The following is a 15,433-nucleotide window of genomic DNA, read 5'->3' as shown; positions in this document are numbered from 1 at the left end:
CAGGCACGCGAGGTGTCCGCCCACGGCGTCCGGCGCCCGAGACGGGCGGGGCGGAATCAGGCGGCGTCCAGCTCCGCGACGTCCTCGGCCGTCAGGACGAGACCGGCGGCGCCCGCCGAGTCGGTGACCGACTCCGGCCGGCTCGCGCCCGGGATGGGGACGACGACCGGCGACCTGGCGAGCATCCACGCCAGGCACACCTGGTACGCGCTCACCCCGTGCGCCCGGGCGATCCGCGCGAACGGGGCGTGGGCCGAGGCGAGTTCACCGGCCCGGGCGATGCCGCCGAACGGACTGTAGGGCAGGAAGGCGATACCGAGCTCGTCGCACAGGCGCAGCTCCGGCTCGCTGGAGCGGAAGGCCGGGGAGAACTTGTTCTGCACGGAGGCCAGCCGGCCGCCGAGGATCTCGTCGGCCTGCCGGATCTGCTCCGGGTCGGCGTTGGAGACGCCGGCCATGCGGATCTTCCCCTCGTCCAGCAGTTCGCGCAGCGCGCCGACGGACTCCGCGTACGGGACGCGGGGGTCGGGCCGGTGGAACTGGTAGAGCCCGATGGCCTCCACGCCGAGCCGGCGCAGGGAGGCCTCGCAGGCCCGCTTCAGGTGTGCGGGGCTGCCGTCCTGCGTCCAGCTGCCGTCGCCGGGGCGCAGGTGACCGCCCTTGGTGGCGACCAGGACGTCGCCGCCCCGGTCGTGGGAGGCGAGGGCCTTGGCGATCAGGGTCTCGTTGTGGCCGACCTCGCCGGCGCGCAGGTGGTACGAGTCCGCGGTGTCGATCAGGGTGACACCGGCGTCCAGCGCGGCGTGCAGGGTGGCCAGGGAGCGGGCCTCGTCCGGACGTCCCTCGATCGACATGGGCATGGCGCCCAGTCCGACGGCACCGACCTCGACGTCACCGATACGGCGGGTGTGCATGTGCGCGTGACCTCTTCCGGCTGTCGTCCCACGATCTTGGAAAGCGCGTACCAGCCTGGCCCCCGCACGGCCCGAAATCCAATAGAAGAAAGCGAACGCATTCAGCAGACGGGGCGCTGAATCGGGGCCCCGCCCGCCACACCGCCGCCGCGCGGGCGCCGATACCCGGCGTTACGCTGCGCGCAGTCGGCCCTTTGCGGACATTCCGGGAGGTAATCATGGCCTCGCTCCTCACTCCGTACCTCAGCTTCGACGGGAACGCACGGCAGGCGCTGGAGTTCTACAAGGAGGTCTTCGGCGGCGAGCTGCGGCTCACCACGTACGGCGACTTCGGCCGGGCCGGAGCCGACAACACCGACAAGATCATGCACGGCATGCTGGCGAGCACGGCCGGCTTCACCTTCATGGGCGCCGACATGCCGCCGGGCATGGGGTACGCCCCGGGGAACAACTTCGCCGTGTGCGTCAGCGGCGAGGACGGGTCCGCGCTGCGCGGCTACTGGGAGAAGCTGTCCGGCGGCGGCTCGGTGGCCGTACCGCTGGAGAAGCAGATGTGGGGGGACGTGTTCGGGATGTGCACGGACCGCTTCGGCGTCCCCTGGATGGTCAACATCAACCAGCCCGGGGGCTGAGCCCCGGACGGTCTCCCGGCGGGCGGCCGTTGACACGGCGTTCCGGCGGGGACCACCGTACTGACCGGAGCGCGCCGGCGGAGCGCGACAGGACACCGGTCCGGCGGCGGTCGCCGCACCGGGAGAGGCGGCGGCATGCGGATCGGACTGCTCGGCACCGGACCCTGGGCGCGGGCGGCCCACGCCCCCGCGCTGAGCGGGCACCCCGACCTCGACCTCGCCGGCGTGTGGGGCCGCCGGCCCGAGGCCGCCGAGGAGCTCGCCGGTCTGCACGGCGCCCGGGCCTACGACGACGTCGAGGCGCTCTTCGCCGACGTGGACGCCGTCGCCGTCGCGCTGCCGCCGGCGGTGCAGGCGGAGCTGGCGGTGCGCGCGGCGCGGGCGGGGTGCCACCTGCTGCTCGACAAGCCGCTCGCGCCGACCGTCGCGCAGGGGCGCGCGGTGGTCGGGGCGGCCCGGGAGGCGGGGGTCGCGTCCGTGGTCTTCTTCACCACCCGCTTCCAGCCGGAGCCGGAGGCGTGGATCACCGAACAGGCGCGCGTGGGCGGCTGGTTCACCGGGCGCGCGCAGTGGCTCGGGGCGGTGTTCACCTCCGACGGCGATCCCTTCGCCGCCTCTGAGTGGCGGCGGGAGAAGGGCGCCCTGTGGGACGTCGGCCCGCACGCCCTGTCCGTCCTGCTTCCGGTGCTCGGCGAACCGCGGCGGGTGACGGCGGCGGCGTACGGCCCCGGCGACACCGTCCATCTCGTCCTCGACCACGCGGGCGGCGCGTCGAGCAGCCTCACCCTGAGCCTGACCGCTCCCCCGGCCGCGGCCGGCGCCATGGTCGAGCTCCGCGGCGCGGCGGGCGTCACCGGTCTCCCGGAGGCCTCCGAGGGGGCGGCCCCGGCGCTCGCCCGGGCCGCGGACGCCCTCCTCGCCGCGGCCGGCACCGGCGTCCCCCATCCCTGCGACGCGGCGTTCGCGCTCCGGGTGACGGAGATCCTGGCCGCGGCGGAGGCCCAGCTGGGCGGCACGACCCGCTGACCGCGGCGCCGGCCGGCCGACTGCGGAACGGAGCGCTCCCGACGCGCTCCGTGGCTGGGGGTCCCGACCGGCTTAAGCAGCCCTTAAAGGCCGGTTAAGTGATCGTTGGACAGTCGTCGGTCTTTGAAGGAACAGCAGGTCAGAGCGGTGTTGCGGACAAGTCGGACCGTTGGCCGGGGGCGCGGCCGTCCCTACCATCAATGCCGCGCGCCGGTGCCGACGTACCGCCTGAGAGCGCTCCCTCCCAGGCCGCCTCCCCACGTCGGCGGGCCGACGCGGTCAGCGACCCGCACGAGACCCCTGGAGATCCCCCACATGACTCCCCGCCATCAGCGCGACCTCGGCCGCCGCAAGGTCCTCTTCGCCCTCGGCGGAGCCGCCGTGGCCCTTCCCGCGGCGGCGGCGATCGCCCCGCACGCCCTCGCGGACCAGTCCGGCGAGCAGAAGGCCGGCGCCGCGGCGGGGGCCCTGCCGCTGACGATCGTCAACGACAGCGGTTCCTTCGGCAACGCGAACGTGCACCTCTACATCGTGGGCAACGTGGACGGCCGTCAGGTCCGGGTCACCCCGGAGGGCGCCGTCGTCCCCGTCGCCGCCTCCGACAACGGCCCGGACGGCTTCGCCGACTACGCGATCGGCCTGGCCGGCAGTGGCGGGACCAAGCTCTCCCTGCCGTACATGTCCGGCCGGATCTACGTCTCCCTCGGCGCGAAGCTCAAGTTCAAGGTCGTCACGGACGGCAACGGCGACGCGGCGCTGCAGTACCCGGCCGGCTGGGTCGCCTCCGACCCCAACTACGGCGTGCTCCACGACTGCGCCGAGTTCACGTACAACTCCTCGGGCATGTTCTGCAACACGACCATGGTCGACATGTTCAGCGTGCCGATGAGCATCCGGCTCACCGGCGCCGAGGACCAGACGACCGGCACCGTGCGCGCGGGCGGCCGCGCGGCCGCGTTCGCCGCCGTCAAGCAGGTGGAGGCGTTCTCCCGGCTCGTCGTGGACGACACCCGGATCATCGCCCCCGGGCACGGTCTGGACGCCGGTCTGTTCGCGAAGGACTACCTCGCCCCGTACATCGACGAGGTGTGGAGCACCTACACCGGCCGGGACCTCAAGGTCACCACCAACGCCGGTACCTTCACCGGCCGGGTGCGCGGTGAGCGGTTCACCTTCGACGGGCCCGCCCAGGTCTCCTTCGGCAAGCCCTCCACGCGGGACGTGCTGTTCTGCGACGGCGCCCTCGCCGCCCCCAACGACGGCACGACCGGCCCGGTGGCCGCCGTGCTGGGCGCCGGCTTCAACCGTTCGACGCTGCTCAGCCACCCGGACCAGCCGACGGCCGACGCCTCGGTCTTCTACCGGACCGAACTCACCAACCACTACGCCAAGGCCGTCCACACGGCCACCGAGGACGGCAGGGCGTACGGCTTCGCCTTCGACGACGTGGCCGACTTCGCCTCCTACATCCAGGACACGGCGCCCACGGGCCTGCGGCTGACGCTCACGGCCTTCTAGGCGGCCCGTGGAGCAGGTTTCCCGCGGGCCGGGGAAGGTACAGGAGCGGCCCTTCACCGCGGCGCCGCGGGCGTTCCGGATGCACGGCGGGCCCCCGCGTTGAATGGTTGAGTATCGGACCCGATGACAGCACCGGGGCCGCTCCAGCGATCCGGACCCGAGGAGCCAGAAGATGTCGACGTCCCAGCCCGACGCGTCCCGGCAGCCCGAGGACAGCGCCACCCCGGACAGCCTGCTCCACGCCCGCACCGGCACCGACGTGTCGCCGGAAGACCTCGTTCTTGCCTCGGGCAAGGACCTCACCCCGCACAACCTCGAGTGGGCCAGGCGGAAGCTGAACGAGGAGGGGCCCGCCGCCCTGGACAAGATGCTGCCCTGAACGCGCGTACGCCTGTTCGCGGGGCAGCAGGCCGCCGGCCCGGTGCGCGATCGCACCGGGCCGGCGGCGTGCCGGGGTCAGGTTCTGTCCCGGTCCTCGGGGAGCGCCGTCTCGTCCTCCACCACGTGCATCGCGGCCTCCTCCGCGCCGGCCGCCCCGGCGTCGATGCCGACGTCCTCGGCGACGGCCTCCTTGGTGGTGTCGGGGTGGGCGCCCTCGTCCGGGGCGACCAGGCGTCCGGCGCGTCCGGCGCCCGCCTCCGGGTCGACCGGCTCGCCCTCGCCGCCGGGCAGGTCGCCCACCTCATCCCCGGCGGGCCCCGACGCGTCCGGCACCTCCTGGGCCAGCCGCTGGTCGAGGGTCTCCCCTTCGTGCTGCTCCGAGGCCGTGGTGCCGTACTTGGTCACGCCGAGCGGTTTCTCCGGCGGGGAGTAGCCCTCGTCGAGGGTGTCGTCGTAGGTGCGTTCGTCGACGGCGTCCTGCATGTCGAGCGGCGCGGCGTCCTCCTGCTCCTCGTTGCTCCCGGTGGGCTGGTACGCGTCGTCCCCCATCGGCTCGGTGCCCATGGCTTCCTCCCTGTTCCGCTGCGTCGGCTCGTTCGGCCCGGTGTCAGATCCGCGTTTCCCGTCAGGCGATCTCTAACCTCGTGGCGCCGGGTGCGGGGGGGTCCCGGTGAGGTCGCGGGCGAGGTCCGGGCCCCGCCGGCCGTGAAGTCGTGCCCGACGGCGTCGTGGAGCGCGGTGGACCTCCGTCACCGGGCGCGCGGGAGACCCGTCGTCCCGTCGGACCCGGGCGCCGGGGCGACACGGACCTGGAGGTCGCCGAGCCGGTGGACGGGCCAGGCGCGGGCGTACCCGGGCGGTGTGCCGCCGGGCCCGGTGAGGGCGGCGACCTGGATGCGGTCTGCGGTCCGCAGGATCTCCCCGGCCGTGGTGTTCTCGTTGTTCCCGGCGGTCGAGCCGGAGGAGCAGCCGGTGTAGTAGCCGATGGGGATCGCCTCGTGGCCGGTGATCAGACAGGGCGGGCGGACACCGAGCCGGTGCAGGTCGCCGGCCGTGCGGGCCCAGTCCCGGCGGCTGTCGGTGTTGCGGTCCACCGTGTGCGCGAGGACGGTCAGCTGCACCGTGAGATGACCGGCCAGCCCGAGTGCGACCAGGGTCCTGGCGGCCGGCCGCCACTTTCCGCGCGGTGCCGTGACCAGGTGCCACAGCGCGTCGGCGACCGGGATCGCGAGCAGGGCGTAGGCGGGCTGGAGGAAGCGGGGCGCCGCGTACCCGATCATGAACAGGTACGGCAGGGCGGCGGTCGTGGCACAGGCCAGCGGCACCGCGGTGCGCAGGGTGCGGCGGGCCCGTACGGCGACGATCAGTCCGAGGACGGCGAGCAGCGGCAGGACGAACCACCACAGGGTGATCACCGGGTGGGGCATCGCGCCCGTGCAGGGACGGCACAGGGCGCGCCCGCCCAGGCTGCGCAGCTGGTCGTCGACGGCGATGTTCAGGCCGAGGCCGCCCTGGACCCGGGAGGCCTCGGCGAGCCGCTCCCGCAGGCCGCCGAACGCGGTGTACGCCTCGGCCACCCAGGGGACCCCTCCCGCCAGCAGACCGCCGACGAGGGCGAGCAGCGACCGCCCGTGCCGGCCGGCCAGGGCGAGGACGAGGAGCGGGACCGTCACCCAGACGGCGTCGGTGGGCCGCATCCAGGCCATGAGCGCGGCCCCCGCCGCCATCCCCCACAGGGGGCCACCGGGCGAGGGGTCCGCGCGGTGGCGCAGGAAGCAGCCGACCGCGGCCAGCGCGCCGACGGCGACCCAGTAGTTGGGCATGGCCTGGGGGCCGTAGAAGAGCGTCACCCACAGGGAGGCGAAGAAGGCGCCGGCGGTGACCAGGACGCGGGTGGGGAACAGACCGCGCCAGGAGCGCAGGGCCAGGTGGAGGGCGAGGCCGGAGAGGAGGGCGAGGTGGACGCGCAGCAGGACGGTGGACTCCGACCAGGACGCGACGGGCGCCACCAGCAGGGACACGCCCCGGGAGCGGGGCGCGCTGAAGAAGGCGGCCGGGTGGTGGGAGGTGACCTGGCTGGTGTAGACGATCTCGTCCCAGCCGAGGCCCAGCGCGGGGCGGACCAGGAGGAGTTGGGCGAGGGTGAAGACGGCGGCGAGCACCGCGAGGGGGCGGGTGCCGCCGTGCCGCGCCGGGCCCGGTCCGGCCCGCTGCTCGCGCCGCCGTGTGCCGGCGAGAAGGGCACCGGTGCCGTCGGTCATCGTCCGTCCCTCACTCCCGCGTGTCGTCGGGTCCCGGGCTCCCCGGGCCCTGCGCTCTGAAGGACGGGTTTCGGGAAACCGGCGTTCCGGAGATCACCGCCAACCTAACCCGCGTGCGGCGGGCCCGCAGGGCGGGACGTCGCCGTCCGCGCCGGGGCCCGCCGCCGCTCAGCGCGGGTGCGGGCTCCGGTGCGGGGGCTGCTCGGGCGCCGGGCGGGGCCGGGGCACCGGGAGCGGACGCTCGACGGGGGCGCCCTCGCGCACGGTCAGCTCGGCACCGTGGTGGCGGACGGTCAGCGGCGCCCCGGACCGCAGCGTGTACGTGGCCCGGTCCGCGGTGACCTCCACGCGCAGGCGCCGGCCGAGGAACCGCAGGGTGAAGGCCAGGCGGCGCAGCCTCGGCGGCAGCCGGGGGGCGAACCGGAGGCTGCCGTCGTCCCAGCGCATGCCGCCGAACCCGGCGACCAGCGCCGTCCAGGCGCCGGCCAGTGAGGCGATGTGCAGTCCGTCGCGGGTGTTGTGCTCCAGGTCCGCGAGGTCCATCAGAGCGGCCTCGGCGGTGTAGGCGTGGGCCAGGTCCAGGTGGCCGGTGCGGGCGGCGAGGACGGCCTGGACGCAGGCCGACAGCGAGGAGTCCCGTACGGTCAGCGGCTCGTAGTAGGCGAAGTTGCGGGCGATCTGCTCCTCGTCGAAGACCTCCTCGAAGAAGGCGGCGCAGGTATGCATCGCCAGCACCAGGTCCGCCTGTTTGACCACCTGTTTGCGGTAGAGGTCGAAGTAGGGGAAGTGCAGCATCAGCGGGTACTGGCCGGCGCGGGTGCGGGTGAAGTCCCAGCGCTGGTAGCGGGTGAAGCCCGCGTGCTGTTCGTGCACGCCGAGCTCGTCGTTGTAGGGGACGTTGACGGCTTCGGCGGCGTCCCGCCAGCCGGCGCTCTCCTCCTCGTCGACGCCGAGGGCCGCCGCGGCGTCGGGGTGGCGTTTGCAGGCGTCGGCGGCGGCCAGCAGGTTCGCCCGGGCCATGAGGTTGGTGTACGTGTTGTCGTCGGCGACGGCGCTGTACTCGTCCGGTCCGGTGACGCCGTCGATGTGGAAGACGCCCCGGTCGTCGTGGTGGCCGAGGGAGCGCCAGAGGCGGGCGGTCTCCACCAGCAGCTCCACGCCGGTGTCGCGTTCGAAGCGTTCGTCGCCGGTGGCCTGGACGTAACGCACCACGGCGTCGGCGATGCCGGCGTTGACGTGGAAGGCGGCGGTGCCGGCCGGCCAGTAGGCGGAACCCTCCGAACCCTCGATGGTGCGCCAGGGGAACGCGGCCCCGCGCAGGCCGAGTTGGGTGGCGCGCTCCCGGGCGACGGGGAGGGTGGTCTGCCGCCAGCGCAGCGCCTCGGCGGCGGCCTCCGGCACGGTGCAGATCAGCAGGGGCAGCACGAACACCTCGGTGTCCCAGAAGGCGTGCCCGTCGTAGCCGGATCCGGTCAGGCCCTTGGCGGGTATCGCGCGCCGTTCGGCGCGGGCCCCCGCCTGCAGGACGTGGAAGAGGGCGAAGCGGACGGCCTGCTGGATCTCCTCGTCGCCGTCGACCTCCACGTCGGCGCTGTCCCAGAAGTCGTCGAGGCAGGCCCGCTGTTCGTCGAGGAGTCCCTGCCAGCCGCTGTGCGCGGCGGCCGCCAGCGCCGCTTCCACCTGGTCGCTCATGGCGGGCCGGGAACGGGCGCCGGACCAGCCGTGGGCGACGAGTTTCTCCACCCGCAGCCGCTGTCCCGGCTCCAGGACGGAGGTGACGGTCAGCCGGGCCACGTCCACGTTGCTCTCGCAGCCGGTGGTGGTGCGTTCGGGGCCGTCGACGACGTGGTCGGCGGCCACCGCGACCCGCAGGCCGCTGCGCCGGGTGCGGTGCACCAGGCGCAGCCGGTGGCCCTCGGCGAAGTCCTCCTCGGGTTCCAGCGGGGACTTCAGGACGCGGGCGGCGCGCGGGTCGCCGTCCGGTCCGGGCAGGCTCTCGTTGGCGACCAGTTCGGACTGCACCACCACACGGATGCGGCTGTCGACGGGCTCGACCTCGTAGGCGACGGCGGCGACGGCCCGCTGGGTGAGGGAGACCAGCCGGGTGGAGCGCACCCGGACCGTGGACCCGGCCGGGGAGGTCCATTCGCAGGTCCGCTCGAGGACGCCCCGGCGCAGGTCCAGGGTCCGCTCGTGGCTGACGAGCCGTCCGTAGCGCAGGTCGAACGGTTCGTCGTCGACCAGCAGCCGGATCACCTTGCCGTTGGTGACGTCGATGACCGTCTGGCCCGACTCCGGGTAGCCGTAGCCGGCCTCGGCGTAGGGCAGCGGGTGGAGTTCGTGGACGCCGTTGAGGTAGGAGCCGGGCAGACCGTGCGGTTCGCCCTCGTCGAGGTTGCCGCGCCAGCCGACATGGCCGTTGGACAGCGCGAACACCGATTCGCTCTGCGCCAGGAGGTCCAGGTCCAGGTTCCGTTCGCGCACCGTCCACGGTTCGACGTCGTACGCCCGCTGTGCGATCACTCGCCACTCCCGAGTTCGGCCAGGTCCGTCACGACCCGGTCGGCGCCGTGCGCGTACAGGGCGTCGGCCTGGCCCACGCGGTCCACGCCGACGACGTATCCGAACCGCCCGGCGCGGCCCGCGTCCATGCCGGCCAGCGCGTCCTCGAACACGGCGGCCCGGGACGGCTCGACGCCGAGGTCCGCCGCCGCGGCGAGGAAGGTGTCGGGCTCCGGCTTCCCGGGCAGCCCGCGCTCGGCGGCGACCACACCGTCGATCCGGACGTCGAAGAGGTCCTCGGCCCCGATCGACCGCAGCACGTCACGGCAGTTGGCGCTGGAGGAGACGATCGCGGTGCGCAGTCCGCGGGCGCGGACCGCGGCGAGGTAGCGCAGGGTGCCGTCGTAGGCCTCCACCCCGTCGGTGCGGATCCTCGCCAGCAGCAGCTCGTTCTTGCGGTTGCCGAGACCGTGCACGGTACGGGCGTCGGGCGGGTCGCCGGGTTCGCCCTCGGGCAGTTCGACGGCGCGGGAGGCGAGGAAGGTGCGGACGCCGTCGGCGCGCGGGCGGCCGTCCACGTACTCGTCGTAGTCGGCGTCGGTGAAGGGCCGGAAGGCCTCGCCGTCCCGTTCGCGGAGGAAGGCGTCGAACATCTCCTTCCATGCGGCCGCGTGGACGGCGGCCGTCTTCGTGACGACTCCGTCGAGGTCGAAGAGGCAGGCGAGGATGTCATCGGGCAGACCCAGATCCGTCATACCCGACACCGTTCCCCGTACGGCGCCGAACAGTGAGTGGCGCGGGCCACATGGCGGCAGGACTCCGGCGGTCGGGTGACACACTCTTGTGTGTGGCACCGACCTTCGACGACCTCCTCCGCCGTGCCCGTGCCCTCCCGCGGGGCGGACGGCGCGCGATCCTCGGCATCGCGGGCAGCCCGGGCGCGGGAAAGTCCACGCTCGCCGGGGAGTTGGTGCGGGAGCTGAACGGCGCCGGGGAGCCGTGGGTCGCGCAGGTGCCGATGGACGGCTTCCACCTCGCCGACGCCGAACTGGACCGCCTCGGCCGCCGCGACCGCAAGGGCGCACCGGACACCTTCGACGCGGCCGGGTACGCGGCGCTGCTGCGGCGGCTGCGCGAGGAGACGTACGACGACGTGGTGTACGCGCCCGGTTTCGAGCGGGTGCTGGAGCAGCCGGTCGCGGGCGCGCTCCCGGTACCGCCGACGGCCCGGCTGGTGGTGACGGAGGGCAACTACCTGCTGCTGGACACCGGCGCCTGGGCGCGGGTCCGGCCGCAGCTCGACGAGGTGTGGTTCTGCGTCCTGGACGAGGAGGAGCGGGTGCGGCGGCTGGTGGCCCGGCACGAGGAGTTCGGCAAGAGTCACGCGGAGGCGGTGGCGTGGGTGCTGCGCACGGACGAGCGCAACGCCGCGCTGGTGGCCGCGACACGGGAGCGGGCCGACCTCGTGGTGCCGGAGTCGGCCCTGCCGGGCGCGGGCGCCGGGGCGTAGGGCGGCCGGTGGCCGGGCGGCCGGGCGGCCGGGCGGCCGCTGCCGTCCCGGCCCTCGAAACCGGCTGGACGCGATCCGGCGCGGTGCCGCAGGCTCTGGCGCATGATCAGAGCAGCCACCGTGAACGACATTCCCGAGATCCACGCGATGATCCGCGAACTCGCCGCCTACGAGAAGGCCGCCGAGCAGGCACGCGCCACCGAGGAGCAGCTGCGTCGGGCGCTGTTCGGGGAGCACCCCGCCGCGTCCGTCCTGATCGCGGAGGACGACGGCACCGGCAAGACCGCCGGGTTCGCGCTGTGGTTCCCGCGCTTCTCCACCTGGACCGGCACGCGCGGCCTCCATCTGGAGGACCTCTACGTCCGTCCGCACACCCGGGGTTGCGGACACGGCAAGGCGCTGCTCGCCGCCCTCGCGGCGATCTGCCGGGAGAACGGTTTCGAGCGCTTCGAGTGGACGGTGCTGGACTGGAATGAGCCGGCCATCGGATTCTACGAATCGCTCGGCGCACGGCTGCTGACGGAGTGGAGGGTGTGCCGCCTGACCGGTGGCCCGCTGGAGGAACTCGCCGCGCGGGCGCCGGCCGTGGCGCACCGGGCGCGGTGACGCCGGACCTGCCGGTCCGGACCCGGGCCGGAGCGACGCGCCGCGAGGGTGCGCGACTCGAACGGCCGGGGGATCCCGCCCCGTCCCGACACGACGACTGCGGCGTTCCCGTCGGCGTCACGGGTGAAGCCGCGGAACACGCGGACGGCCTCGGCCCGGCCCCGGTCCGGCCGCGGGTGGGGCGAAGGCGGACCCGGCCGCGGCCCGGCGCCCTCACCCGCGGCCGGGGCGACCGGGCCTCAGACCGCCTCCGCCTGCCCCACCCGCTGGAAGGCGTCCGCGCTCACGTGCGGCATCACGCTGCTCGCCACACGGAAGCGGCCGTTGGGGACCTCGGCGGACCGACGGACGTGCACGGCGAGCGGGCCCGCCCATTCGTAACCGTGGCGCGCGGCGTGCCGGGCCAGCCGGTCGGTGAGCGCCTGGCCCACGCGACTGCCGCGGCGGGTCAGTTCCTCGTGCACGGGTGCGGCGAGCTCCACGTCGTAGGCGTTGGGGACCATCACCCGGCCCGCCCGGCACACCACGGCGTGGCTGTCGCACTCGCGCCGCAGGGCGTCGACGAGTTCGACCGGCTCCCGGCCGAACAAGCGCGTCCACAGCGCTTCCCATCGGTTCTCCAGGGCGTCTTCCAGCGCGCTCAGGGCGCTCATGCTTTCACCTGCTCGAAACGTGGTCGGGGGCGGGGCGACGGCGGGTTCTCTAGCGTTCCCGGAAGTCGTCGGGCTTGATCTCCGCCTCCTCCAGCGCCTCGCGCATCGTGCGGCCGGTGCCGCCCTGATCGCGCGTCTCCTTGTCCTGCCGCTGCTCGACGACGACGTCGGTGTCCCGGGTCTTCGGCCGGTTCTCCTCGGGGACGGTCATGTCCGGTGGCTCCTGGTGTGTCAGGGGGTTTCTGCTTCGCTGTGCCGTCGGGTGCCCAGCACGGGCGCGGATATCCCCGGTGCGGCGGTCCGGTGTGCTCCGGCGAGCGGCCCGACCGCCACGATGGGCGGGCTGTGTCGAACCCCCGTGGGAGACGAAGGAGGCGCACCGGCGCGATCGCCGCGGCAGGCACGCGCACAGGCGTCCGCGATCACTTCGGGGCAGGCGGGCCAGGACCCGGAGGTGTCCCCGACGGCCCGGCTCCGCACGCTGTTCGACCGGTCCCGGCTCTCCCCCCGGCCGGCGGCGCATCGCCCCGTACCTGATCGAGCACATCGCAAAGGCGGCGTTCCCGTCGATCACGGATCTCGCGGACCGGGCCGGGGCGGGTCGGCCCTCGGTGACCCGGTTCGCCTCGGCGGTCGGCTTCAGCGGCCGCCCCGCGCCGCGGGAGGGGCTCCGGTCGCTCACGCTCGGCGGTCACGTGGCTGCGCACGCTGGTGCCCGCGCGCCGCGCGAGCTGCCCGGTGTTCGTCCGACACCCCGTCCCGCCGGCCCGGCACGCCCGGATCCAGGTCGAGCACGAGATCCGGGTGGCCGCACCGCCCTGCGGACCGCCCGGGCCGGCCTGCCCCGGGCCGGACCGCACGAAGGGGTCGTCGAGCACACGATCAAGCTCTACGCGGCCGGGGTCGCGCGGCTCCAGCACATCGCCCGCGGCGTACGGGCGGCCGCCCGGCCCTGGCCGGGTCCGGCCGCTGACCCCGGTCCCCACCGGCCGCGCACGTCACGCCCCCGCGCTCCGGGCCGTGCGCGGATTCCGGGCGACCGAGCCGGTCAACGAACCGGGAGACGTGTGCGATGCTCATGGCGTGATGAGGGAGCCCATTGTCCCGATGGGGTCCGGAGCAGCGCCGGACCTGATGGAACTGGCCAAGGTCGTCGCCCGGCAGCGTGCCGAGATGGACCGGCTGCGCGAGCAGGCCGCGACGTCGGCCGTCGTGGAGCGGGCCAAGGGCGTCGTGATGGCGCTGAGCGGGTGCTCCGCCGACGCCGCCGACGAGACGCTGCTCCAGCGTGCCAAGGCGGCCCGCCGCACCCTGCTGGAGGAGTGCTGGATCACCCTGGGGGAACTGGCGCCCGCCCGGCCCGGTGAGCCGCCGGCGACGCCCTCGGCCCCCGACGACGTCGCCGACGCCCTGAGCCGTCTCGCCCGGGTCCTGGTGCATACCCGTACCCCCCAGGAGCTGGCCCGGTGCCTGCTGGAACACTTCGGGCAGGACCTGGCCGCGGACTCGGTCATGATCTACGCCCGCCGTGCCGGCGGTGGCCTCGAACTGCTCGGGCACGCCGGCGTCGACGAGCGGCTGGCCGCCCGGTGGCGTCGGCTGCCCCCCTTCAGCGGGGTCGCCGCGCTGGACGCGCTCGAGGCCGGTGAGCCCCTCTGGCTGGAGGACTTCGCCGAGGACAGCGCGCGGCACCTGCTGATCGGCGACCCTCCCGACCGATGGCGGTCCCACGCCTGGCTGCCGGTGCCCGGCGGGGACGCCCCCGAGGTCTGCGTCGGTGTGCTGCGCGGACGCTCCGCTCCCTTCACCCCGCGCGACCGCGCCCACCTGCGCGGAGCGGTCCGGCTCTGCGCGGGCCGGCTGCGTACGTGCACGGCCCCGTCCGGGGCCGTGGCCGACCCGCTCCCGGACGCCGTACGGGCGCTCTTCGCGGCGCTGCCGGTCGCGGCGATGCTGCTGACCCCGCTGCGCAGCCCGTCCGGCGGGACCGAGGACTTCCGGATCGACGCCGTGACGGCGCAGGCGTCCGCCGTCCTGGGCGGCGCCGGGGGCGATCCGGCCGGACGGCGGCTGCGGGAGGTGCGGCCCGACCTGGCGGACACCCCGCTGTGGCAGGGCTGCCTGGACACCCTGGCGGGCGGGGAGGCGTACGAGAGCGAGCCGTTCGCCCACCAGGAGGCCGCGGACGGCGTCACCGAGCTGACGACGTACTCCGTACGGGTGACCCGAGTGGAGGACGCGCTGGTCGTCACCTGGGTCCGGCGCGCCTCCTCCGACCGGCAGGAGCAGCGGCTCACCGACCTGCAGCGGCTGGGCAACCTCGGCTGGGCCAACTGGGACCTGACCACGTCCGAGGCGTCCTGGTCGTCGCAGGTCTTCGCGATCCTCGGCCGTGACCCGGCGGACGGGCCCCTCCGGCTGGTCGACCTCCCCGCGCTCGCGGTGCCCGAGGACCGGTCCGCGCTGAGCCACGCCGTCGACGCCCTGATCCACGAGGCGCTGCCGTTGGACGCCCCGTTCCGGGTCCGCGGCGCGCGCGGCGTCCGGCATCTGCGGCTCGCCGCCGAGGCGGTGGCCGACCTGCGCGGCAGGCCCGTCGAGGTGCACGGCTTCCTGCAGGACCTGACCGCGCGGCGGCGGGCCGAGCTCGCCCTGGTGGAGACCGAGCGGGCCATCCTCACCCAGCACGACGTGCTCCAGGCCGAACGGTCCCTGGTCGCCCGGCTGCAGAACGCCCTGCTGCCGTTGCCCGAGCGGGCGGTCGACCTGGCCGGACTGCGCGTCGAGGTCGCCTACCTTCCCGCCCAGGCCGGCATACACGTCGGCGGCGACTGGTTCAGCGCCATCGAGCTGCCCGACGGCGACGCCCTGTTCGTCGTCGGCGACGTCGCCGGGCACGGGATCGGCGCCGTGGCCACCATGGCCCAGCTGCGGTTCACCGCCAAGGGCATGGTCATCACCGGCTCGTCGCTGACCGGCGCGCTCGCCCGGCTCAACACCCTGCTGCTGCACTCCCGCGACAGCCACGCCACCGCGACCATGGTGCTCGCCCGCTACCGGCCGGCGGACCGGCGCCTGGTCTGGGCGCAGGCGGGACACACCCCGCCCCTGCTGCTGCGCGACGGCGAGGTGACGTATCTGCGCCGGCCCGGCGGCATGCTGCTCGGCGGAGCCACCGCACCGCGTTTCGAGGAGGCCGAGTGCCGTCTCGAACCGGGCGACCGGGTGCTGCTGTACACCGACGGCCTGGTGGAGCGGCCCCCGGAGAACATCGACGTGGGCCTCGCGCGTCTCGCCGAGGCCGTGGCGGCCCGCCCCGGCGACGCGGCCGGGTCCCTGGGGACGCTGCTGGAGGCGATGCTGGAGGACGAGCGCCGCGACGACGTGTGCGTGCTGGACATCCGGGTGCCGAAGGAGCGGTAGCCGCCGG

Annotated in this window: 14 protein-coding genes and 2 pseudogenes; 9 read left to right on the top strand and 7 right to left on the bottom strand. The window is 74.5% G+C overall.

The window, feature by feature from the left end; translation table 11 throughout:
• Window positions 1-56: 56 nt before the first annotated feature.
• Window positions 57-914, bottom strand: a complete 858-nt coding sequence (locus tag ADK41_RS11520; protein WP_030821260.1) for an aldo/keto reductase — start codon at window positions 912-914, stop codon at window positions 57-59.
• Between the two features lie 218 nt (window positions 915-1,132).
• Between ADK41_RS11520 and ADK41_RS11515 the strand changes: the two genes are divergently transcribed.
• From ADK41_RS11515 to ADK41_RS11500, 4 genes are all read left to right on the top strand, one after another.
• The gene (locus ADK41_RS11515; protein ID WP_030821263.1) at window positions 1,133-1,546 is read left to right on the top strand and encodes a VOC family protein; all 414 of its coding nucleotides are present in this window, start codon (window positions 1,133-1,135) and stop codon (window positions 1,544-1,546) included.
• A 135-nt stretch (window positions 1,547-1,681) separates the two neighbouring features.
• Window positions 1,682-2,572, top strand: coding sequence for a Gfo/Idh/MocA family protein (locus tag ADK41_RS11510; protein ID WP_030821266.1), 891 nt, complete (start codon window positions 1,682-1,684; stop codon window positions 2,570-2,572).
• 315 nt (window positions 2,573-2,887) lie between these two features.
• The gene (locus ADK41_RS11505; protein ID WP_030821268.1) at window positions 2,888-4,090 is read left to right on the top strand and encodes a beta-1,3-glucanase family protein; all 1,203 of its coding nucleotides are present in this window, start codon (window positions 2,888-2,890) and stop codon (window positions 4,088-4,090) included.
• A 172-nt stretch (window positions 4,091-4,262) separates the two neighbouring features.
• Window positions 4,263-4,469: a hypothetical protein gene (locus ADK41_RS11500; RefSeq protein WP_030821269.1), complete on the top strand. Its 207-nt coding sequence runs from the start codon at window positions 4,263-4,265 to the stop codon at window positions 4,467-4,469.
• A 77-nt stretch (window positions 4,470-4,546) separates the two neighbouring features.
• Here the strand turns inward: ADK41_RS11500 and ADK41_RS11495 are convergent, their stop codons facing one another.
• The 4 genes from ADK41_RS11495 to ADK41_RS11480 all read right to left on the bottom strand — a co-directional run bounded on the left by ADK41_RS11495 (window position 4,547) and on the right by ADK41_RS11480 (window position 9,989).
• Window positions 4,547-5,035 (bottom strand): DUF5709 domain-containing protein, encoded by a 489-nt coding sequence (locus ADK41_RS11495; protein WP_030821271.1) that lies wholly within the window; start codon window positions 5,033-5,035, stop codon window positions 4,547-4,549.
• Between the two features lie 185 nt (window positions 5,036-5,220).
• Entirely contained in the window at window positions 5,221-6,732 is a 1,512-nt protein-coding gene (locus ADK41_RS11490; protein ID WP_037803611.1) for a hypothetical protein, read from the bottom strand.
• 168 nt (window positions 6,733-6,900) lie between these two features.
• The gene (locus ADK41_RS11485; RefSeq protein WP_030821275.1) at window positions 6,901-9,255 is read right to left on the bottom strand and encodes a glycoside hydrolase family 65 protein; all 2,355 of its coding nucleotides are present in this window, start codon (window positions 9,253-9,255) and stop codon (window positions 6,901-6,903) included.
• Window positions 9,252-9,989 (bottom strand): beta-phosphoglucomutase family hydrolase, encoded by a 738-nt coding sequence (locus tag ADK41_RS11480; RefSeq protein ID WP_030821276.1) that lies wholly within the window; start codon window positions 9,987-9,989, stop codon window positions 9,252-9,254. The genes ADK41_RS11485 and ADK41_RS11480 overlap by 4 nt, the downstream gene beginning before the upstream one ends.
• Before the next feature lie 92 nt (window positions 9,990-10,081).
• Between ADK41_RS11480 and ADK41_RS11475 the strand changes: the two genes are divergently transcribed.
• Window positions 10,082-10,744: a nucleoside/nucleotide kinase family protein gene (locus ADK41_RS11475; RefSeq protein WP_030821278.1), complete on the top strand. Its 663-nt coding sequence runs from the start codon at window positions 10,082-10,084 to the stop codon at window positions 10,742-10,744.
• 102 nt (window positions 10,745-10,846) lie between these two features.
• The gene (locus ADK41_RS11470) at window positions 10,847-11,350 is read left to right on the top strand and encodes a GNAT family N-acetyltransferase (protein ID WP_030821280.1); all 504 of its coding nucleotides are present in this window, start codon (window positions 10,847-10,849) and stop codon (window positions 11,348-11,350) included.
• Window positions 11,351-11,589: 239 nt separating this feature from the next.
• Here ADK41_RS11470 and ADK41_RS11465 read toward each other — a convergent pair whose 3' ends face one another.
• Together ADK41_RS11465 and ADK41_RS42100 are read right to left on the bottom strand one after the other, a co-directional pair.
• The gene (locus ADK41_RS11465; RefSeq protein WP_030821282.1) at window positions 11,590-12,003 is read right to left on the bottom strand and encodes a DUF3662 domain-containing protein; all 414 of its coding nucleotides are present in this window, start codon (window positions 12,001-12,003) and stop codon (window positions 11,590-11,592) included.
• A 49-nt stretch (window positions 12,004-12,052) separates the two neighbouring features.
• Entirely contained in the window at window positions 12,053-12,214 is a 162-nt protein-coding gene (locus ADK41_RS42100; protein ID WP_167353468.1) for a hypothetical protein, read from the bottom strand.
• Window positions 12,215-12,361: 147 nt separating this feature from the next.
• On the opposite strand from ADK41_RS42100, the pseudogene ADK41_RS43060 reads away from it, so the two are divergent.
• The 3 genes and pseudogenes from ADK41_RS43060 to ADK41_RS11460 all read left to right on the top strand — a co-directional run.
• Window positions 12,362-12,692, top strand: a pseudogene (locus tag ADK41_RS43060) (MurR/RpiR family transcriptional regulator); the annotation flags it as partial.
• Window positions 12,685-12,953, top strand: a pseudogene (locus ADK41_RS43055) (hypothetical protein); the annotation flags it as partial. The pseudogenes ADK41_RS43060 and ADK41_RS43055, both read left to right, overlap by 8 nt.
• Before the next feature lie 157 nt (window positions 12,954-13,110).
• Entirely contained in the window at window positions 13,111-15,426 is a 2,316-nt protein-coding gene (locus ADK41_RS11460; protein WP_030821284.1) for a SpoIIE family protein phosphatase, read from the top strand.
• Window positions 15,427-15,433: the final 7 nt, after the last annotated feature.

The sequence above is a fragment of the Streptomyces caelestis genome (assembly GCF_001279005.1).
Lineage (GTDB): Bacteria > Actinomycetota > Actinomycetes > Streptomycetales > Streptomycetaceae > Streptomyces > Streptomyces heliomycini.
The sequence above is the reverse complement of the archived record's forward strand: the minus strand, read 5'-3'. Positions and strand labels throughout refer to the sequence as shown.

Coding starts and splice junctions, on each gene's coding strand:
- ADK41_RS11505 (WP_030821268.1), top strand. CDS start 2,888: ATGACTCCCCGCCATCAGCGCGACCTCGGCCGCCGCAAGGTCCTCTTC.
- ADK41_RS11510 (WP_030821266.1), top strand. CDS start 1,682: ATGCGGATCGGACTGCTCGGCACCGGACCCTGGGCGCGGGCGGCCCAC.
- ADK41_RS11515 (WP_030821263.1), top strand. CDS start 1,133: ATGGCCTCGCTCCTCACTCCGTACCTCAGCTTCGACGGGAACGCACGG.
- ADK41_RS11470 (WP_030821280.1), top strand. CDS start 10,847: ATGATCAGAGCAGCCACCGTGAACGACATTCCCGAGATCCACGCGATG.
- ADK41_RS11500 (WP_030821269.1), top strand. CDS start 4,263: ATGTCGACGTCCCAGCCCGACGCGTCCCGGCAGCCCGAGGACAGCGCC.
- ADK41_RS42100 (WP_167353468.1), bottom strand. CDS start 12,214: ATGACCGTCCCCGAGGAGAACCGGCCGAAGACCCGGGACACCGACGTC.
- ADK41_RS11480 (WP_030821276.1), bottom strand. CDS start 9,989: ATGACGGATCTGGGTCTGCCCGATGACATCCTCGCCTGCCTCTTCGAC.
- ADK41_RS11490 (WP_037803611.1), bottom strand. CDS start 6,732: ATGACCGACGGCACCGGTGCCCTTCTCGCCGGCACACGGCGGCGCGAG.
- ADK41_RS11460 (WP_030821284.1), top strand. CDS start 13,111: ATGGGGTCCGGAGCAGCGCCGGACCTGATGGAACTGGCCAAGGTCGTC.
- ADK41_RS11520 (WP_030821260.1), bottom strand. CDS start 914: ATGCACACCCGCCGTATCGGTGACGTCGAGGTCGGTGCCGTCGGACTG.
- ADK41_RS11465 (WP_030821282.1), bottom strand. CDS start 12,003: ATGAGCGCCCTGAGCGCGCTGGAAGACGCCCTGGAGAACCGATGGGAA.
- ADK41_RS11495 (WP_030821271.1), bottom strand. CDS start 5,035: ATGGGCACCGAGCCGATGGGGGACGACGCGTACCAGCCCACCGGGAGC.